This is a genomic window from Flavonifractor sp. An10 (assembly GCF_002161215.1).
GTDB lineage: Bacteria > Bacillota > Clostridia > Oscillospirales > Oscillospiraceae > Flavonifractor > Flavonifractor avistercoris.
Map to the genome: position 1 here is coordinate 454,130 of NZ_NFMB01000001.1, position 18,605 is coordinate 472,734.

Consider the following 18,605-nt stretch of genomic DNA (forward strand, 5'->3'; position numbering starts at 1 on the left):
TCGGTTGACAAGGGAGAAAAAGGATGATACGATTAAGTTCTCCAAACAGACGGGGCGTCTGGCGGATCATCACAACAGATAACATGAAGGAGCGTGGATGCGGAAGTGAAGTCGGATATTGAGATCGCACAGGCCTGTGCCATGAAGCCCATCCGGGACATCGCGGCGGTGGCCGGGGTGGACGAGGAGTACCTGGAGTACTATGGAAAGTACAAGGCCAAGATCGACCTGAAGCTGCTTGCCGACCGGGCGGACAGGCCCGACGGCAAGCTGATCCTGGTGACGGCCATCAACCCCACCCCGGCGGGGGAGGGCAAGACCACCACCACCGTGGGCCTGGCGGACGGGATGCGCCGGCTGGGCAAGAACACCGTGGTGGCCCTGCGGGAGCCCTCCCTGGGCCCGGTATTCGGCGTCAAGGGCGGCGCCGCCGGCGGCGGCTATGCCCAGGTGGTGCCCATGGAGGACATCAACCTCCACTTCACCGGCGACTTCCACGCCATCGGCGCGGCCAATAACCTGCTGGCCGCCATGCTGGACAACCACATTCAGCAGGGCAACGAGCTGGACATCGATGTGCGGCGCATCACCTGGAAGCGGTGCGTGGACATGAACGACCGGCAGCTGCGCAGCATTGTCTGCGGTCTGGGCGGCAAGGTCAACGGCGTGCCCCGGGAGGACGGCTTTGACATCACCGTGGCCTCGGAGATCATGGCGGTGCTCTGCCTGGCCAGCGGTCTGGCGGATCTGAAGGCCCGGCTGGGCCGCATGGTGGTTGCCTACACCCGCGCCGGAGCTCCCGTTACCGCCCACGATCTCAAGGCCGAGGGGGCCATGGCCGCCCTGCTCAAGGACGCCATCAAGCCCAACCTGGTGCAGACCCTGGAGGGCACCCCCGCCTTCATCCACGGCGGCCCCTTCGCCAACATCGCCCACGGCTGTAACTCCGTCATGGCCACCCGGGTGGCCCTTAAGATGGGGGACTACGTGGTCACCGAGGCCGGCTTCGGCGCCGATCTGGGCGCGGAGAAGTTCCTGGACATCAAGTGCCGCCTGGCGGGCCTGAAACCCGACGCGGTGGTGCTGGTGGCCACCGTCCGGGCCCTGAAGCACCACGGCGGCTGCCCCAAGGCCGAGCTGGGCCAGGAGAATCTGGCCGCCCTGGAGGCCGGCCTGCCCAACCTGCTCCGCCACGTGGAGAACATCACCAAGGTTTACGGCCTGCCCTGCGTGGTGGCTATCAACCGCTTCCCCACCGACACCGAGGCGGAGCTGCGTCTGGTGGAGGACAAGTGCCGCGCCCTTGGGGTCAACGTGGCCCTGTCCGAGGTGTGGGCCAAGGGCGGCGAGGGCGGCGAGGCCCTGGCTCAGGAGGTCATCCGCCTGTGCGGCGAGCCCAACCACTTCACCTTCGCCTATGAGCTGGAGCAGCCCATCGAGGCCAAGCTCCACGACATCGTGACAAAGATCTACCACGGCGACGGTGTGGTGCTCACCCCCGCCGCCAAGAAGCAGGCGGCGGAGCTCACCGCCCTGGGCTTCGGAAATCTGCCCATCTGCATGGCCAAGACCCAGTACTCCTTCTCCGACAACCAGAGCCTGCTGGGCGCTCCCGACGGCTTCACCGTCACCGTGCGCAATCTCAAGGTGTCCGCCGGCGCCGGCTTCCTGGTGGCCCTCACCGGCGACATCATGACCATGCCGGGACTGCCCAAGGTGCCCGCCGCAGAGAAGGTGGACGTGGACGAGAACGGCAGAATCTCCGGGCTGTTCTGATCCCGGCATGGTCATGTCCGCCGCGGATGCGGCGTCCAAGCGTTTTGGCGCAGCCAAAACCTTGATGCCGGGCGGATTCACTCCGCCCGTGCAGATAAAATTATCCGGGGCCCCGCAGAACGCCGTTCTGTGGGGAGCCATGCCGGGGCTGCCGAAGGTGCCCGCCGCAGAGAAGGTGGACGTGGACGAGAACGGCAGGATCTCCGGGCTGTTCTGAACGTATGCTGCATGCACGGGCGACCACAGACCGCCCCTACATCCGACTTGTAGGGGCGGCCTCTGGCCGCCCGGTCAAATGAGGAGTGAATACAATGGATACCGCCAACCAGACCTGCGGCGCGTTTCTGGACGCGCTGGCCTCCAAGGCGCCCACACCCGGCGGCGGCGGCGCTTCTGCCCTGGTGGGGGCCCTGGGGACTGCCCTGTGCACCATGGTGGGCAACTACACGGTGGGCAAGAAGAAATATGCCGGGGTGGAGGAGGACGTGAAAGCTCTCATGGGAAAGGCGGAGGACATCCGGGCCAGGCTGCTGGCCCTGGTGGACGCGGACGCCGCTGCCTTTGAACCCCTGTCCAGGGCATATTCCATCCCCAAGGACGACCCCGGGCGGGGAGAGATCATGGAGCAGTGCCTGCGGGACGCGGCCGCCGCCCCCATGGAGATCCTCCGCCTGAGCTGTGAAGCAATTGACCTTCACAGAGAGATGCTGGACAAGGGCAGCGTCATGATGCTCTCCGACGTGGGCACGGGCGTCATATTCTGCTGGAGCGCCCTGTACGGCGCCTGCCTCAACGTGAAGGTGAACACCAAGAGCATGGCCGACCGGGCCTATGCCGAGGCCATGAACCGCGAGGCCGACCAACTGGTGAATCAGTACTGGAAAATCGCCGAGCAGGTCTATGAGGCGGTCATGGGGAGGTTTTCCTGATGGCAGAGTTGTGGAAGGGCGCGCCGGCGGCGGCGGCCCTGACGGAGAAGCTGGCCGTCCAGGCCGCCGCCCTGCGGCAGGCCGGCGTGGTTCCCGCCCTGGCCATTGTCCGGGTGGGGGAGCGGCCGGAGGATCTGTCCTATGAGCGGGGGGCCGTGAAGCGGTGCGAGAAGGTGGGCATTGCTGTCAAGCGGTTTATCCTGTCGGAGGATGCCTCCCAGGAGGAGCTGACAGCGCTGCTCCGGAAGATCAACGGGACGCCGGAGATCCACGGCTGCCTGTTGTTCCGCCCACTGCCCCGTCACATGGACGAGAGCGCGGTGTGCGCCGCCCTCTCTCCGGCCAAGGATGTGGACGGCATCACACCCGGCTCTCTGGCGTCGGTGTTCTCCGGCGACCGGCTGGGCTATCCCCCCTGCACCGCCCAGTCCTGCATGGAGCTGCTGGACTACTATGGATATGATCTCACCGGCAGGCGGGCGGTGGTGATTGGCCGCAGCCTGGTGATCGGCAGACCGGCGGCCATGCTGCTGCTGGGGCGCAACGCCACCGTCACCCTCTGCCATACCCGCACCGCCGACCTGGCCGCCGAGTGCCGCCGGGCCGACGTGCTCATTGCCGCCGCCGGAAAGGCAAAGGTGATCGGCGCGGATCACCTGGCCCCCGGCCAGGTGGTGATCGACGTGGGCATCAACGTGGATGAGGACGGCAGCCTGACGGGGGACGTGGATTTCGCCGCCGCTCAGGATGTGGTTCGGGCCATCACCCCTGTGCCCGGCGGTGTGGGCGCGGTGACCACCACCGTGCTGGCCCGCCATGTGCTGGAGGCCGCCGCCAGGGCCTCCGGCCTTACCCTGCCCGAGTAAAGGAGACAGCTGCCCATGATACGAACTGCAACACCCGAGGATCTGCCCGCCCTGGGCCCGGTCTACGCGGCCGCCCGCCGCTTCATGGCCGAAAACGGAAACCCCACCCAGTGGAGCGACCGCTATCCCCTGACCGAGGATCTGGAGGAGGACATCGGCAAGGGGCAGCTGTACGTCTGGGCGCCGGACGGGGCCGTCCACGGGGCCTTTGTCCTCCAGCTGGGGGAGGAGGCCAACTACCGGGAGATCCAGGGGGCATGGCGCTCTGACACCCCCTACGGCACCATCCACCGGGTGGCCAGCGACGGGGCGGTGCCCGGCCTGTTTGCCGCCTGCATGGACTTCTGCAGGGCTCGTGTGAACCATCTGCGCATTGACACCCATCGGGACAACGGGGTGATGCAGCATCTGATCCTCAAACACGGTTTTGCCCCCTGCGGCACCATTTGGGTGGAGGACGGCACCCCCCGCCTGGCCTACGAGTGGCTGGCGGAGGCTTGAACAGAACACGCTGACAGACCAAGGGGACGCTGATCCGTACAGCGTCCCCCTGACTTATGCTATGATTTGGATTTTGGCTTGAAGATCAGGGCCGCCAGCAATCCGAAGAACACGGCGGCGGCGATCCCCCCCGCCGCGGCGGTGACGCCGCCGGTGAGTGCCCCCAGCACCCCCTGCTCGGACACCGCCTTGGCGGTGCCCTTGGCCAGCAGCCAGCCGAAGCCGGTGAGGGGCACCGTGGCCCCCGCGCCGCCGAACTGGGCGATATACTTGTAGATGCCCAGGCCCCCCAGCACCACCCCGGACACCACATAGAGCACCAGGATGCGGGCGGGGGTCAGCTTGGTCTTGTCGATGAGTACCTGCCCGATCAGGCAGAGCACGCCCCCGCACAGGAAGGCGCGGGCATATTCCCAGAAGATTTCCATTTCAGACACCTCAATCCTTCGGCCCTTCCAGGGCCGCGGCATGGCAGATACAGGGGATGCTCTCCCCCTGCTGGGTGGAGGTGGGGGAGAGCAGGGCCCCGGTGCCGCAAAAGAGCAGCTTTTTCCAGCGCCCCCGGTTCATCCCGTTGAGGATCAGCCCGCAGAGCACCACGGCGGAGCAGCCGCAGCCCGACCCGCCGCAGTGTACGTCCTGCTTCTCCGCGTCGTAGATGAGCACGCCGCAGTCCTCCAGATTGGGCAGCTCCATCCCGTCCCGGTGAAAGAGATCCAGCAGGATCTCCTTGCCCAGGCTGCCCAGATCGCCGGTGAGGATCAGATCGTAGTCCGACGGTTTCCGCCCCAGATCCTCCAGATGGGCCTTGATCGTCTCATAGGCCGCCGGGGCCATGGCCGCCCCCATGTTGTTGGCATCCCTGATGCCCTTGTCCACGATTTTTCCCGTGGTTACGTGGGTCACCCTGGGGCCCGCCCCTTCGGCGGACAGGATCACACAGCCCGAGCCGGTCACCGTCCACTGTGCGGTGGGGGTGCGCTGGCCGCCGTACTCCAGGGGGGTGCGGTACTGCCGCTCGGCGGAGCAGAAGTGGGAGGAGGTCATGGCGGCGGCACAGCCGCCGAAGCCCCCGTCCAGCAGCAGGGCCGTCAGGGACAGGCTCTCCGCCATGGTGGAGCAGGCCCCGTACAGCCCGTAAAAGGGCACGTCCTGCCCCCGGAGGGCAAAGCCGGTGCCGATGCACTGGTTGAGCAGATCTCCCGCCAGGATATAGTCCAGGCGGGAGGCGGACAGCCCCGCCTTGTCCAGAGCGGTGGACAGGGCCAGCTTCTGCATGGCGCTCTCCGCCTTCTCCCAGCTCTTCTCCCCAAAGGTGTCGTCCTGGTTCACCAGGTCAAAGGTGTCTGCCAGGGGGCCGTCCCCCTCCTTTTTGCCCACAATGCTGGCAAAGCCCGCCACAGCGGGCGGATGGGACAGGGCGACGGTCTGCCGCCCCCGCTTTTTCGATTCCACCGCGCCGCCTCCTTTTCTCACAGGATGGTGCTATTTTGAACGAAAAGGCGGGAAAATATGAGGACGGATTTTGTTCCCGGATACGCTGGTCAAACGGGGCGGTTTGCGCTATAATAAAAACAACATCCTGCGCGAAATTTTAGGAGGTTTTTCATGGTTGAGCAAGCCAAGCGCACCCTGGCCTATCTCTGCCCGTCCTGCCGGCAGAGCGTCGCGGTGGAGCGCAGCATTTTCCAGCTGGCTGCATCCGCCAACGAGCTGCCCTGCCCCTGCGGCAAATCCTCCCTGCGGGTGGAGATGATGGGCGACCGGGTGCGCCTCACCGTGCCCTGCCTGTTCTGCGGCAAGGATCACAGCGTCACCTGCTCCTCCCACGCTTTCCTCCACGAGAAGGTGCTGGCCTTCTCCTGCGCCGCCTCCGGGCTGGACTGCTGCTATGTGGGGGAGGAGGGGCCGGTGTTCGCCGCCCTGAAGCGCCTGGAGGAGGCGGTGGACAAGCTGGAGGCCCAGGCAGGGGAGAAGGGCACCTTCCTGGACGAGCTGGTGATGCACGAGGTGCTCTCCGAGATCAAGGACATCGCCCAGCGGGGCGGCATCTCCTGCACCTGCGGCTCCCGGAACTGGAAGCTCCAGGTCAACTACAGCTCGGTGGATCTGTTCTGCGCCGACTGCGGCGGGGCCATGCGCATCCCGGCGGCCACCGCCAGCGACATCGACGACATCTGCTGCAAGGACAAGCTGGTCATCCATGGCCAGGCATAGGGGGCGGCGCTGATGTACTACGAAAAGGAATACCTGGTGGACTCCCGGGACATCGATCCCTGGTACCACTGCCGCCCCTCCGGCCTGCTGGGCGCCCTTCAGGAGGCGGCGGTGGAGGCGGCCTGCGCCCTCCACGTCTCCCGGGACGAGACCATGGCCAAGTACCACTGCTTCTGGATGCTGGTTCGGATGTGGTACCGCCTGAACCGGCCCCTGAGCTGGGGGGATCAGGTCACCATCCGCACCTGGCACCGGGGCGCCCGGGGGGCGTCCACCTACCGGGACTTTGACCTGTATGTGGAGGGAAAGTTGGTGGGGGAGGCGGTGTCCACCTGGGTGCTGGCCGACGCGGACACCCACCGGATTTTCCGCATGAGCAGGGTGGACGAGTTTCAGGGCACCGACGGCGGGGAGCTGTGCAAGAGCCGCACCCTCTCAGGCCTCCACCTGCCGGCGCACATGGAGCACGTGGAGAGCCGTGCCCTCCACTACAGCGACACCGACGTCAACGGCCACGTGAACAACGTGCGCTACGTGGACTTCATCTGCGACGCCCTCCACATGGAGAACCTGGGCCCCGAGCGGTATGTGTCCTCCCTCCAGGTGGGCTATCTGGCCGAGTGCCGGGCGGGGGAGACCATTGAGCTCTGCACCGGGCAGGAGGACGGAATCTGGTATGTCCACGGCGCGGATCCGGCCGGAAAGAGCCGCTTTGACGGCGCGGTGGAGCTGTCCCACATCACCCCTTGACAGACGGTGGGGCATCGAGTAAAATAGATAAAATTTCAGCTTTTGAGATTCTGAGAGAAAGATAAAGGAGATGCGATATGGTCAACACTGACGAGCGCCAGAAGTTCACCCGGCAGGGCCTCACCTTCGACGACGTGCTGCTTATCCCCGCGGAGAGCGACGTCCTGCCCGCAGACATTGATCTGCACACCCAGCTCACCCGCAAGATCAGGCTGAACATCCCCCTGATGAGCGCGGCCATGGATACCGTTACCGAGTACCGCATGGCCATCGCCATCGCCCGGGAGGGCGGCATCGGCATCATCCACAAGAACATGTCCATCGGCGCCCAGGCCGAGCAGGTGGACATGGTGAAGCGCAGTGAGAACGGCGTCATCACCAACCCCTTCTGGCTGGCCCCCGGCCACACCCTGGCCGAGGCCGACGAGCTCATGGCCAAGTACCGCATCTCCGGCGTGCCCATCTGCAAGGACGGCAAGCTCATCGGCATCATCACCAACCGGGACATGAAGTTTGAGACCGACATGAGCCAGCTGGTGGACAACGTGATGACCAAGGAGAACCTGGTCACCGCCAAGGAGGGCGTCACCCTGGAGGAGGCCAAGGAGATCCTCCGCCGCCACAAGATCGAGAAGCTGCCCATCGTGGACGACAACTACCACCTGAAGGGCCTCATCACCATCAAGGACATCGAGAAGGCCACTGTGTACCCCAACTCCGCCCGTGACGAGAAGGGCCGCCTGCTGGTGGGCGCCGCCATCGGCGTCACCGCCGACGTGCTGGATCGCGTGCGGGCCCTGGTGGAGGCCGGTGTGGACGTGCTCTGCCTGGACTCCGCCCACGGACACTCCCACAACATCCTGGACTGCGTGCGCCGGGTGAAGGCCCTGTACCCCGACGTGCAGCTCATCGCCGGCAACGTGGCCACCGCCGAGGGCACCCGCGCCCTCATTGAGGCGGGCGCCGACTGCGTGAAGATCGGCATCGGCCCCGGCTCCATCTGCACCACCCGCGTGGTGGCCGGCATCGGCGTGCCCCAGATCACCGCCGTTTACGACGCCGCCTGCGTGGCCGCCGAGTACGGCGTGCCCATCATCGCCGACGGCGGCGTGAAGTACTCCGGCGACATCGCCAAGGCTCTGGCCGCCGGCGCCAACGTGGTCATGCTGGGCTCCCTGCTGGCCGGCTGTGAGGAGTCCCCCGGCGACACCGAGGTCTACCAGGGCCGCCAGTTCAAGGTCTACCGCGGCATGGGCTCCCTGGGCGCCATGGCCTGCGGCTCCAAGGATCGCTACTTCCAGCAGAACAACAAGAAGCTGGTGCCCGAGGGCGTGGAGGGCCGCGTGCCCTACAAGGGACTGACCGGCGACACCATCTACCAGCTGATGGGCGGCCTGCGGGCCGGCATGGGCTACACCGGCTGCCACACCGTGGAGGAGCTCCAGTCCAAGGCCCAGTTCATGCAGATCACCTCCGCCGGCCTGAAGGAGTCCCACCCCCACGATATCTATATCACCAAGGAAGCCCCCAACTACACCCTCAATCCGCAGTAATCGGGTAAGGCTATGGAGCGCATCACGGTATCCGGCCCGGACGGGACGTATGAGATTCCCGAGGGGAAGGAGAGCGCGGCCGCCCGGCGGCTGGCATCCTTTGAAAACGCCTGGGAGCGCCTGACGGCCCGCCAGGGGGAGGTCACCGCCCGGATGGAGGCCCTCAAGGCCGAAGGGAAGCAGAAGACCGCCCAGTTCCGGGAGCTCTTCGCGGAGAAGCTCACCATCCAGAACACCCTGACGCTGTGGGAGACCTGCGGCATCCAGTAAAATCAGACCCGCCGCCCGATTTCGGGCGGCGGGTCAGCGTGTCGAAAAAGTTTTTCGACACGCTGCAGAACTTTTTGAAACTTCAAAAAAGTTTCAAAAAGTTGTTTGATCCAACGCGAAAGGGAACCCTGACGGTTCCCTTTCACACTATCCCTCCCTCCGAATCCTTCGGCTGGTGGGTTTATCGACAGCCTCAGACCCGCCGCCCGATTTCGGGCGGCGGGTCTTGCTTATCTGGGTACATAAATAAGCTCGGCCATGCCGTTGAAGGTGCCGGTGCCGAGCAGGCGGAGCTTCTGTTCCTGTACCAGCGCGCCGAACAGCGGGACGCCGCTCCCCAGCAGGGTGGGAATGACGGTGATCTCGTAGCGGTCAATGAGGCCGGCCGCCGCCAGGGCCTGGGCCAGGACGGCCCCGCCGCACAGCCAGATGTCCCTGCCCGGCCGGGCCTTCAGCTCCCGCACCAGGGCGCAGGGGTCGGCATCGGAAAAGGTGATCCCCTCCTTTGGCGGGAGAGACCGGTGGGTGAATACATAGCAGTCCAGCCCCTCGTAGGGCCACTGCTCCGGCGAGAGCTGGGTGGTCAGCTGGTGGTAGGTGTTCCACCCCAGAAGCACGGTGTCGATCCGCTCCAGCAGGGTGTTGTAGCTGTCCGGCATGTCCTGACCGGGCTCCTGGCCAGCCAGCCAGTCCACCCCGCCCTCCCGGTCGGCGATATAGCCGTCCAGGCTCATGGCGATATAGAGAATGACAGAGCGCATGAAAGATCTCCTTCCTCTACGGTTTCCTTAGTTAGTATAACAGAATGGGCGTGGCCGTACCATGGGATCTTTCGGGACTCAATGCAGGAAAGATGTGCGGACAGAAAACAAAGAAAACGCCCCCAATTGAAATGATTGCAATAGGTAATGAAATATGATACGCTGAAACAGCGGGGCAGGAGGCGATGTCTATGAAAATCGGTATCTGCTTGTTCACGGTTGTTTCGGTAGCGGCCCTTATGGCTTTCCTGAATGTCGGATACCGCCAGGGCTTTTTGACATCGAAACGGATAGCCGCGGCTCTGTTTGTATTCCGGCGCAGTGAGAATGGAGAAAGTGCGACTGTGGATTCCTGCTCCGGTTCGCTCAGGCACACGGTCAGATTTCCGGAAAGCCGCTCCTATCAGTTTCATTTCCATGGCGGTCTGTCTAAGGGAGACGCGGAGATTGTGATATCAGACGCAAAGAAACAGCCGCTGTTGAGACTGAACCGATGCGCTCCCACGGGAGTGGTGAAACTGGATAAAAAACAACAAATACTTTTTCCGCTGGGAATTTAGAAAAGCTACTGGAAGATGTGAGCTATCCTGGGAGTAGTGGATTGCCGGACATCTGCCCAGTCGCGGGCTTTTGTAAAGCTGCTTGAGCTGAAACTTCCTGATTGGAGCGGAGGGCTTTTCACTGGAGCATTGCCCTAGGGCAGCGGGGTATGCTATAATACTTTTTACTGAACGCGGGAAGGAGGAAGCGCCATGCTGAAGCTGCTGCTGGGCCGGGCGGGGACGGGTAAGACCCACGCCCTGCTGGAGGCCATTGCCGCCCAGTCCGACCGGCCCCAGGTGCTGATCGTGCCGGAGCAGCACTCCCACAACATGGAGCGGCAGCTGTGCGCCCTGGGGGGCAACCAGGTCTCCCTCCACGCGGAGGTGCTCTCCTTCACCCGTCTGGCCAGCCGGGTATTTTCGGTGTACGGCGGCCTGGCCGCCCCGGCCCTGGACGGGGGCGGGCGGCTCCTGCTGCTGTGCGCCGCCCTCAAGTCCGTGGCGCCGGAGCTGAAGGTGTACCAGCGGCCCTCCCGCAAGCCCGCCTTCCTCTCCGGCCTGCTGGCCACGGTGGAGGAGCTGAAAACCTGCTGCATCACGCCGGAGCACCTTTGGACGGCGGGGGTGGACGCGGAGGGGCCGGAGGGGGACAAGCTCACCGACCTGTCTCTGATCTACGGCGCCTACGAGGCCCTCACCGCCCGGCAGGGGGCCGACCCCCGGGACAGGCTGACCCGGCTGGCGGAGGTGCTCGCCCGGGAGGACTGGGCGGCGGGGAAGGACTTCTATCTGGACGGCTTCACCGACTTTACCCCCCAGGAGCGGCAGGTGCTCTCCGCTTTGCTGGCCAGGGCCAACTCCGTCACCGTGGCCCTGACCTGCGACCACCTGGAGGAGGACGAGGGGGGCGCGGGGATCTTCTCCCCGGCCCGGCGCACCGCCCGGCAGCTGCTCCGGCTGGCCAAGGAGCGGGGCATTTCCCGGGAAATCGTGGTGCGCACCGGCCAGGCCGGGCCCAAGGCCCCCGCCCTGGCCCACCTGGAGCGGGAGCTCTTTGCCCCCTCGCCCGCCCCCTGGACGGGGGAGGGGGACGCCCTCACCCTGTTCACCGCCAACTCCCCCTACTCCGAGGTGGAGTGGACGGCCTCGGAGATCCTCCGCCTGGTGCGGGAGGAGGGGTGCCGCTTCCGGGACATCGCCGTGTGCGCCCGCAGCATGGAGGGCTACGGCTCCCTGATCGAGACGGTGTTCGCCCGGTACGGCATCCCCGTGTTCCTCAGCCGCATGAGCGACATCCTCCAGAAGCCCATCCTGGCCCTGATCACCTCCGCCCTGGAGACGGCCGCCGGGGGCTACCGCTACGACGACGTGTTCCGCTACCTGAAAACCGGCCTCACCGCCCTGTCGGCGGAGGACGTGGATCTGCTGGAGAACTACGTGCTCAAGTGGAACCTGGAGGGGAGCGCCTGGACGGCCAAGCGGGACTGGGCCAACCACCCCAAGGGCTACGGCCGCACCTTCACCGAGGAGGACACCGCCCTGCTCTCTCGGCTCAACGCCCTGCGGAAGCAGGTGGCTGCCCCCCTGGAGGCCCTGCGCAAGAACCCGGACAGGACAGGACGCGGGCAGGCGGTCGCCCTTTACAGCTTTTTGGAGGCGGCGGGGGTGCCGGAGCGGCTGGCCGAGCGCACGGCGGAGCTGAACCGCCGGGGCCAGGCCGCCCTGGCGGAGGAGTACGCCCAGCTGTGGGACATCCTGTGCGGCGGTCTGGAGCAGTGCGCCCAGATCCTGGGGGACGCCCCCATGGAGCTGGACGAGTTCTCCAGGCTCTTCGCCCTGGTGCTCTCCCAGTACGACGTGGGCTCCATCCCCGTGTCCCTGGATCGGGTGAGCGCCGGGGAGATGCCCCGCCTGGCCCACCGGAGCTGCCCGGTGGTGTTCCTGCTGGGGGCGGACGACGGGGCCATCCCCGCCGCCGCGCCGTCGCCCGGCCTGCTCAACGACGACGACCGAAGCCTGCTGGCCTCCTACGGGCTGGAGCTGGCCCCCCGGCTGTCCGACAAGCTGTACCGGGAGATGACCATCGTCTACGAGGCCTGTGCCCTGCCCCAGAAGCGATTCTGTGTCAGCTGGGCCGCCGCCGGGGCCGACGGGGAGGAGAAGCGGCCCTCCTTTTTGCTCTCCAAATTAAAGGTGCTGTTCCCCCATGCGAAACGGGTGGAGGAGGGGCTGCTGGACGGCTCCTTCCGGCTGGCAGCCCCCCGGCCCGCCCTGGAGCTGGCGGGGCGCTTCCCCCAGGCGGGGGCGGCGCTGAAAACCCTGCCGGACTACGCTCCCCTGGTGGGGCGGATGGAGCGGGCCGCCGGGCTCACCCGGGGACACCTCACCCGCCCGGCGGTGGACGCCCTCTACGGAAAGCGGGTGCCCATGTCCGCCTCCCGGATGGACAAGTACAAGTCCTGCCACTTCTCCTACTTCATGCAGTACGGCCTGAAGGCCGAGGCCCGCAAGGCCGCTGGGTTCCAGGCCCCGGAGTACGGCACCTTCGTCCACTACGTGCTGGAACACGTGCTCCGCGCCTGCCAGGCGCGGGGGGGCGTGAAGGAGGTCTCCCGGGAGGAGCTGCGGGCTTTGGCCCGGGAGGCGGTGGAGCGCTACGTGGCCGAGGAGCTGGGCGGGCTGGAGCACGAGACCGCCCGGTTCCAGTACCTGTTCCGCCGCCTGCTGAAATCGGTGTTCGCCGTGGTGGACAATGTGGCGGAGGAGCTGCGCGCCTCCCAGTTCCAGCCCATCTCCTTCGAGCTGGGCTTCGGCGCGGGGAAGGATCTGCCCCCGGTGGAGCTCACCGTGGACGGGGTCACCGTCAGCATCTCCGGCTTTGTGGATCGGGTGGACGGCTGGGAGCACGACGGAAAGCTCTGCCTGCGGGTGGTGGACTACAAGACGGGGCGCAAGTCCTTTGACTTGACAGATATCTGGAACGGCATGGGCCTCCAGATGCTGCTCTACCTGTTCACCCTGGCCGACGAGGGGGAGGCCCTGTACGGAAAGCAGATTGAGCCGGCCGGCGTGCTCTACCTGCCCGCCCGGGAGGCGGTGGTAGCGGGCAGTCGGGCCATGACCGAGGAAGAGCGCCGCAGGAAGGTGGACGCCGAGTTGCGGCGGCGCGGCATCGTGCTGGATGACCCGGAGGTGCTCTCCGCCATGGAGGAGCTGGGGGAGGGAGGCCCCCGGTTCCTGCCCGTGCGGGTGAACCGGGCGGGGGCCATCACCGGCGAGGCCCTGGTGTCCGCCGAGCGGCTGGGCAAGCTGGCCCGCCACACCGGGCGGATTTTAGAGGAGATCGGCCAGGAGCTGGCGGCGGGCAACATCGCCGCCGACCCCTTCTGGCGGGGGCCGGAGCACAACGCCTGCCAGTGGTGCGACTACGCCGAGGCCTGCCACTTCGAGGAGGGGCACGGCGGAGACTGCCGCCGCTGGCTGCCCTCGGTCACCGGCGAGGAATTCTGGCAGGCGGTTGCGAGAGAGCAAGAATCAGGTTAGCCCCCAGGTATAACCCGGAGAGGAACATCTCCCTGGCGTCGATCTCATTCAGGCGGATGTACTCGGTGGAGAGGCGTTCCAGGATACCCGCGGGGACTTCGGGCTTGATCCGTACTAAGTAGTCGTTGATTTTAGAGAGCTGCTCGTTGTATTCTGGAGAGGGTTCGTCGGGAAGCAGGTGTTCCAATTCTGATAGGTCAAACACGGTAATACCTCCTTTGTAGAGTTTAACTCTACAATCATTATAGTGAGTATAACTCTACTTGTCAAGAGGTGAGAACAAAATGGCCACATTTGAGGAGCGGCTTGTGGAGCTGCGTACCAATGCGGGCGTATCCCAGCAGACCATTGGCGACGTTTTGGAGGTGTCCCGCTGGGCCGTCCATAACTATGAGGCGGGCAAAAATCGTCCCGACTTCAACGGCCTGATTGCCCTGGCGGACTATTTCAATGTGTCTTTGGACTACCTGGTGGGCCGTTCCGACCACCGGGATATTGTCCGCTAAACGGGGCACCCCCGAGGGCGCGCCTGCGCGGCGGGCGCCCCGCTTTTGATGTCAAAAGCGGGGGGAAAACCAGCAGGGGGAGGGATTTCGATTCCACGGGTTAAGGTGGCTTCGCCTGGATTTCTTTTGGGCTAAAACGTGCCACCGGCACGTTTCTTTACGCCCAAACCTCCCTGCACCCCCTCCTTGAAACGACCAATCAGGGGGGACTGCGGTCCCCCCTATTGGATGTACCCCCCGGAGCTGTCCTACAGGTAACATACCGGCCGAGGGGGCTTACGTTGTAACGCCCCCTCGGCTCGGGGCGGGCGACCGCAGGTCGCCCCTACAGATAATTACCACAACCGCCAAAGTTTTTCAGAGGCATGGTACCGACGGCGGCCCGGCGGGCCAAGCCGGTACAGCGCAGCCCTTTGCAGGGCTTGCAGGGTAATCCCGATGCGTGCCACCCGGGGCGCGGCAGCGCCTGTAACGTAATCTCCCGTAGAGCGGGCGGCAATGCAAGCCCGGTTCTTGCAGACCAAACACAGCCCACCGCCGCCATGAACCCCCGTACTGGGGGGTCCAGGGCGGGCGGAGCCCCCCGGCCCTTCTTTCCCCCCATTTCTTCGGGAAGAAATGGGGGCCCCGGCCGGGCAGGCCCCCGCCGGGAGGCCGGGCCTCCACCAGGCGGGCGGATGATATCCGCCCCTACAGATTGTTTTACAACCCACCAGAAAGGAGCAGCGCCCATGGCATTCTCCCTGACAACCGAACAGCAGGCCGCGGTGGACAACCGGGGCGGCGGGCTGCTGGTGTCCGCCGCAGCCGGGTCGGGCAAGACCCGGGTGCTGGTGGAGCGGCTCCTGGCCCGGGTGACGGGGGAGGGGCTGGACATCGACCGCTTCCTGGTGATCACCTACACCAAGGCCGCCGCCGCCGAGCTGCGGGGCCGCATCGTGGAGGAGCTGTCCGCCCGGCTGGCGGAGCACCCTGTCGACGCCCATCTGCGCCGTCAGGCGACTTTGGTTTACAAGGCCCAGATCTCCACGGTTCACGCCTTCTGCGCCCAGCTGCGCCGTCAGGCGACTTTGGTTTACAAGGCCCAGATCTCCACGGTTCACGCCTTCTGCGCCCAGCTGCTGCGGGAGTGCGGCCACCTGCTGGACTTAGACCCGGACTTCCGGCTGTGTGACGAGGGAGAGGCGGGCATACTCATGCTCCGGGCCCTCAACGACGTGCTGGAGCGGCGCTATGAGGACATCACGCCGGGCAGCGACTTCGCCCAGCTGGTGGACACCATGGCCGCCGGGCGGGATGACTCCCGGCTGATGCAGATTGTCCTGGACATCCGGGGCCGGGTGCAGGCCCACCCCAACCCCGCCGCCTGGCTGGATGAACAGGAGAAGACCTTTACACTGGATGGCGTGAGCGACCCGGCCCACACCACCTGGGGCCACCTGCTGCTGGATGACGCGGCCCGGCAGGGGGCTTACTGGCGGGGGAAGATCGCCGCCGCTCTGGAGCTCTGCCCCTGCGACGCCAACCTGGACGCCAATTACGGCCCCAGCCTGTCCGCCACTCTGGCGGGGCTGGACGCCTTCGTCAAGGGGGCGGCGGAGGGTTGGGACGCGGCCCGCGCCGTCCTGCCTATCCCGTTCCCCCCGGCGGGGCGGAAGAAGATTGTGGACTGCCCCGACGCGGCGGAGGAGGTCAAGCGCCTCCGCGCCGCCTGCAAGAAGCGGATGGACAAGCTGTCCGACTGGTTCGAGGACAGCGGGGCGGATCTGCTGGAGGATCTCCGGGCGGTTCATCCGGCGGTGCGGGGCCTGTTCGCCCTGGTGAAGGACTTCGAGGCGGCCTACACCGCCGAGAAGGCCCGCCGGGGCATGGTGGACTTCGCGGATCTGGAGCACATGGCGGTGGAGCTCCTGGTGGGGGAAGACGGTGCCCCCACCGAGCTGGCCCGCCAGTGGTCGGCCCGGTATGACGAGATCATGGTGGACGAGTACCAGGACACCAACGAGGTGCAGAACGCCATCTTCACCGCCCTGTCCAGGGACGGCACCAACCTCTTCCTGGTGGGGGACGTGAAGCAGTCCATCTACCGCTTCCGCCTGGCCGACCCCACCATCTTCCTGGGCAAGTACCGGGCCTGGCCCGACTATACCGGCGCGGCGGAGGGGAAGCCCCGGCGGCTGATCCTGTCCAAGAACTTCCGCTCCCGGCCCGAGGTGCTGGAGGGGGCCAACTTCCTGTTCCGCAATCTCATGTCCACCGCCTTCGGCGAGATGGACTACACCGACGACGAGGCCCTGTACCCCGGCGCGGCGTACCGGCCCGACGGCCGCTACGCGGTGGAGCTGGACGCCCTGGACGCCTCGGCGGAGGACAGGGACGACGGGGAGAAGCCCCCCCGTGACTTGATGGAGGCCCGCTTTGCCGCCAATCGCATCCGGGAACTGCTGGACGGTGGCTTCCCCGTGTCCGACGGGGAAGGGGGCGAGCGGCCCGTCCGGGCCTCCGACATCGTGATCCTCCTCCGCTCCCCGGGCACGGTGCTCCACCACTACGCCCGAGCCCTGGGGGAGCGGAACATCCCCTGGGAGGCGGACGGGGGCGGGGACTTTTTCGGCTCCACCGAGATCTCGGTGGCCCTGTCCCTGCTGCAGATCGTGGACAATCCCCGGCAGGACGTGCCCCTGATCTCGGTGCTCCGCTCCCCGGTGTACGGCTTCTCCGCCGACCGGCTGGCGGAACTGCGGGCGGGCAGCCCGGACACCGACTTTTACGCCGCCCTGGCCGCCGACGGCGGCGAGGACAGCCGGGCCTTCCTGGCGGAGCTGGACGAGCTGCGCTTTGGGGCGGGGGAGCTGAGCAGCCATGAGCTAATCTGGCAGATTTACGACCGCACCAACCTGCTGGGCATCTTCGGGGCCATGAGCGGGGGAGAGGAGCGGCAGTCCAACCTGCTCACCCTGGCGGAGCTGGCCCGCCGGTTCGAGGGGGCGGGCCACAAGGGCCTGTTTGGCTTTCTCTCCTACCTGACCCGCCTGCGGGAGAACGGGGAGAAGCTGGTGCTGCCCGCTCCCGGCCGGGAGGGGGGCGGCGTGCACATTTTGAGCATCCACAAGTCCAAGGGCCTGGAGTTCCCGGTGGTGCTGGTGTGCGGGCTGGCCCGACGACTCAACCGGGAGGACATGAACCGGCCCATCCTGTTCCACCCCAAGCTGGGTGTGGGGCCCAAGCGGCTGGATGTGGAGCGTGGGGTGGAGTACCCCACCCTGGCCCGCCGGGCGGTGGCCCGGCAGCTGGAGCTGGAGATGATGGCGGAGGAGCTGCGGCTGCTGTACGTGGCCGTGACCCGGGCCAAGGAGAAGCTGATCCTGTCGGTGGCCCTCACCGGCGGCGGGCGGGATCTGGAGAAGCTGGCGGGGGACGCCGCCTGCCCGGTGGAGCCCCAGGTGCTGGCGGGCTGCCAGAGCGTGGGGCAGTGGGTGCTGCTGCCCGCCCTGGCCCGGCCGGACGGGGAGGCCCTGCGGCGGGCCGCCGGGGTACAGGTGCCCCTGACGGCGGCGGACTGCGGCCCTGGCTGGGACATCCGCTTCGTGGACGGGATGGAGTTCCAGGCGGAACCGGCGGAGGAAATGATCAGCCCATCCGGGCCGCCGGACGGAGAGACGATTTCCGGCGAGGGCGGGGAGGACGCGGCCGCCCTGGCGGCCAAGCTGGCCTGGATCTACCCCCACGCCGCCCAGGTGGAGCTGCCCTCCAAGCTCACCGCTACCCAGTTGAAGGGGCGGCCCCTGGACGAAGAGGCCGCCGAGGAGGCCCCCAGGCCGCCCCGGCCCCTGACCTTCGGCCGGCCCCGGTTTGCCGCCGAGGAGTTCGGCCTCACCCCGGCCCAGCGGGGCACCGCCCTCCACCTGGTGATGCAGTACATCGACTTTGAACGGGCGGAGACGGCGGAGGGGGTGACTGCGGAGATCCACCGGCTGGTGGAACAGGCCTTTCTCACCCCCCAGCAGGGGGAGGCGGTGAACCCGGAGCGCATCGCGGCCTTTTTCTCCTCCGACCTGGGCCGGGAGCTGATGTCCTCCACCTCCCTGCGGCGGGAGTTCAAGTTCTCCATCCTGGTGCCGGCGGCGGATTACTATCAAGAGGCTGAGGAAGGGGAGCAGGTGCTGCTCCAGGGCGTGGTGGACTGCTGCTTCGAGACCCTGGAGGGCATCACGGTGGTGGACTTCAAGACCGACCGGGTGACCAAACGAACCGTGGCGGAGCGGGCGGAGGAGTACCGGCCCCAGCTCACCGCCTACAGCCGGGCCCTGGAGGAGATCACCGGGAAGCCGGTGGTCCGCCGCTGCCTGTGGTTTTTTGCCATCGACCAGGCGGTGGAGGTGTAAAGGAAA

Annotated in this window: 16 protein-coding genes and 1 pseudogene; 13 read left to right on the plus strand and 4 right to left on the minus strand. The window is 66.4% G+C overall.

Going from position 1 to position 18,605, the window contains the following annotated elements; genetic code table 11:
• Positions 1-105: 105 nt before the first annotated feature.
• The 5 genes and pseudogenes from B5E42_RS02300 to B5E42_RS02320 all read left to right on the plus strand — a co-directional run bounded on the left by B5E42_RS02300 (position 106) and on the right by B5E42_RS02320 (position 4,072).
• Positions 106-1,776 carry a formate--tetrahydrofolate ligase gene (locus B5E42_RS02300; protein WP_087236484.1) on the plus strand — a complete coding sequence of 557 codons (1,671 nt, stop codon included), beginning with the start codon at positions 106-108 and terminating at the stop codon, positions 1,774-1,776.
• Positions 1,777-1,915: 139 nt separating this feature from the next.
• Positions 1,916-1,993: pseudogene (locus tag B5E42_RS18615) on the plus strand (formate--tetrahydrofolate ligase); the annotation flags it as partial.
• A 94-nt stretch (positions 1,994-2,087) separates the two neighbouring features.
• Complete coding sequence (locus B5E42_RS02310; protein ID WP_087236488.1) at positions 2,088-2,705, plus strand: cyclodeaminase/cyclohydrolase family protein; 618 nt, start codon at positions 2,088-2,090, stop codon at positions 2,703-2,705.
• Positions 2,705-3,571 carry a tetrahydrofolate dehydrogenase/cyclohydrolase catalytic domain-containing protein gene (locus tag B5E42_RS02315; RefSeq protein ID WP_087236490.1) on the plus strand — a complete coding sequence of 289 codons (867 nt, stop codon included), beginning with the start codon at positions 2,705-2,707 and terminating at the stop codon, positions 3,569-3,571. Before B5E42_RS02310 ends, B5E42_RS02315 begins: the two co-directional genes overlap by 1 nt.
• Positions 3,572-3,586: 15 nt before the next feature.
• Complete coding sequence (locus B5E42_RS02320) at positions 3,587-4,072, plus strand: hypothetical protein (protein ID WP_087236492.1); 486 nt, start codon at positions 3,587-3,589, stop codon at positions 4,070-4,072.
• Between the two features lie 59 nt (positions 4,073-4,131).
• On the opposite strand, the gene spoVAE is transcribed toward B5E42_RS02320, so the two are convergent.
• Both spoVAE and spoVAD read right to left on the minus strand, forming a co-directional pair.
• A complete protein-coding gene (gene spoVAE / locus B5E42_RS02325; RefSeq protein WP_087236494.1) occupies positions 4,132-4,500 on the minus strand; it encodes a stage V sporulation protein AE in 369 nt (122 codons plus the stop codon).
• A 10-nt stretch (positions 4,501-4,510) separates the two neighbouring features.
• A complete protein-coding gene (spoVAD, locus tag B5E42_RS02330) occupies positions 4,511-5,527 on the minus strand; it encodes a stage V sporulation protein AD (protein WP_087236496.1) in 1,017 nt (338 codons plus the stop codon).
• 153 nt (positions 5,528-5,680) lie between these two features.
• On the opposite strand from spoVAD, the gene B5E42_RS02335 reads away from it, so the two are divergent.
• The 4 genes from B5E42_RS02335 to B5E42_RS02350 all read left to right on the plus strand — a co-directional run bounded on the left by B5E42_RS02335 (position 5,681) and on the right by B5E42_RS02350 (position 8,862).
• Positions 5,681-6,289, plus strand: a complete 609-nt coding sequence (locus B5E42_RS02335; RefSeq protein WP_087236498.1) for a hypothetical protein — start codon at positions 5,681-5,683, stop codon at positions 6,287-6,289.
• A 12-nt stretch (positions 6,290-6,301) separates the two neighbouring features.
• The gene (locus B5E42_RS02340; RefSeq protein WP_242966990.1) at positions 6,302-7,039 is read left to right on the plus strand and encodes an acyl-ACP thioesterase domain-containing protein; all 738 of its coding nucleotides are present in this window, start codon (positions 6,302-6,304) and stop codon (positions 7,037-7,039) included.
• 77 nt (positions 7,040-7,116) lie between these two features.
• On the plus strand, positions 7,117-8,592 hold the full coding sequence (gene guaB, locus B5E42_RS02345) for an IMP dehydrogenase (protein ID WP_087236502.1): 1,476 nt from the start codon (positions 7,117-7,119) through the stop codon (positions 8,590-8,592).
• 12 nt (positions 8,593-8,604) lie between these two features.
• Positions 8,605-8,862, plus strand: a complete 258-nt coding sequence (locus tag B5E42_RS02350; protein ID WP_087236504.1) for a hypothetical protein — start codon at positions 8,605-8,607, stop codon at positions 8,860-8,862.
• Between the two features lie 230 nt (positions 8,863-9,092).
• Here B5E42_RS02350 and B5E42_RS02355 read toward each other — a convergent pair whose 3' ends face one another.
• A complete protein-coding gene (locus tag B5E42_RS02355; RefSeq protein WP_087236506.1) occupies positions 9,093-9,623 on the minus strand; it encodes a dihydrofolate reductase family protein in 531 nt (176 codons plus the stop codon).
• 191 nt (positions 9,624-9,814) lie between these two features.
• Between B5E42_RS02355 and B5E42_RS02360 the strand changes: the two genes are divergently transcribed.
• A complete protein-coding gene (locus B5E42_RS02360; protein ID WP_087236508.1) occupies positions 9,815-10,183 on the plus strand; it encodes a hypothetical protein in 369 nt (122 codons plus the stop codon).
• A gap of 192 nt (positions 10,184-10,375) precedes the next feature.
• Positions 10,376-13,708 carry a PD-(D/E)XK nuclease family protein gene (locus B5E42_RS02365; protein WP_204244366.1) on the plus strand — a complete coding sequence of 1,111 codons (3,333 nt, stop codon included), beginning with the start codon at positions 10,376-10,378 and terminating at the stop codon, positions 13,706-13,708.
• Here B5E42_RS02365 and B5E42_RS18620 read toward each other — a convergent pair.
• A complete protein-coding gene (locus B5E42_RS18620; RefSeq protein ID WP_162613891.1) occupies positions 13,656-13,913 on the minus strand; it encodes a hypothetical protein in 258 nt (85 codons plus the stop codon). The two genes, B5E42_RS02365 and B5E42_RS18620, sit on opposite strands and share 53 nt — an antisense overlap.
• Positions 13,914-13,992: 79 nt before the next feature.
• Here B5E42_RS18620 and B5E42_RS02370 point away from each other — a divergent pair, with 79 nt between their 5' ends.
• Both B5E42_RS02370 and addA read left to right on the plus strand, forming a co-directional pair.
• Entirely contained in the window at positions 13,993-14,214 is a 222-nt protein-coding gene (locus tag B5E42_RS02370) for a helix-turn-helix transcriptional regulator (protein ID WP_087236510.1), read from the plus strand.
• Positions 14,215-14,945: 731 nt separating this feature from the next.
• The gene (gene addA, locus B5E42_RS02375; RefSeq protein WP_087236512.1) at positions 14,946-18,599 is read left to right on the plus strand and encodes a helicase-exonuclease AddAB subunit AddA; all 3,654 of its coding nucleotides are present in this window, start codon (positions 14,946-14,948) and stop codon (positions 18,597-18,599) included.
• Positions 18,600-18,605: the final 6 nt, after the last annotated feature.

What these genes read in the sequence shown, in the direction of transcription:
- B5E42_RS02310 (WP_087236488.1), top strand. Translation starts at nt 2,088, where the DNA reads ATGGATACCGCCAACCAGACCTGCGGCGCGTTTCTGGACGCGCTGGCC.
- B5E42_RS02315 (WP_087236490.1), top strand. Translation starts at nt 2,705, where the DNA reads ATGGCAGAGTTGTGGAAGGGCGCGCCGGCGGCGGCGGCCCTGACGGAG.
- B5E42_RS02320 (WP_087236492.1), top strand. Translation starts at nt 3,587, where the DNA reads ATGATACGAACTGCAACACCCGAGGATCTGCCCGCCCTGGGCCCGGTC.
- spoVAE (WP_087236494.1), bottom strand. Translation starts at nt 4,500, where the DNA reads ATGGAAATCTTCTGGGAATATGCCCGCGCCTTCCTGTGCGGGGGCGTG.
- B5E42_RS02335 (WP_087236498.1), top strand. Translation starts at nt 5,681, where the DNA reads ATGGTTGAGCAAGCCAAGCGCACCCTGGCCTATCTCTGCCCGTCCTGC.
- B5E42_RS02340 (WP_242966990.1), top strand. Translation starts at nt 6,302, where the DNA reads ATGTACTACGAAAAGGAATACCTGGTGGACTCCCGGGACATCGATCCC.
- guaB (WP_087236502.1), top strand. Translation starts at nt 7,117, where the DNA reads ATGGTCAACACTGACGAGCGCCAGAAGTTCACCCGGCAGGGCCTCACC.
- B5E42_RS02350 (WP_087236504.1), top strand. Translation starts at nt 8,605, where the DNA reads ATGGAGCGCATCACGGTATCCGGCCCGGACGGGACGTATGAGATTCCC.
- B5E42_RS02355 (WP_087236506.1), bottom strand. Translation starts at nt 9,623, where the DNA reads ATGCGCTCTGTCATTCTCTATATCGCCATGAGCCTGGACGGCTATATC.
- B5E42_RS02360 (WP_087236508.1), top strand. Translation starts at nt 9,815, where the DNA reads ATGAAAATCGGTATCTGCTTGTTCACGGTTGTTTCGGTAGCGGCCCTT.
- B5E42_RS02365 (WP_204244366.1), top strand. Translation starts at nt 10,376, where the DNA reads ATGCTGAAGCTGCTGCTGGGCCGGGCGGGGACGGGTAAGACCCACGCC.
- B5E42_RS02370 (WP_087236510.1), top strand. Translation starts at nt 13,993, where the DNA reads ATGGCCACATTTGAGGAGCGGCTTGTGGAGCTGCGTACCAATGCGGGC.
- addA (WP_087236512.1), top strand. Translation starts at nt 14,946, where the DNA reads ATGGCATTCTCCCTGACAACCGAACAGCAGGCCGCGGTGGACAACCGG.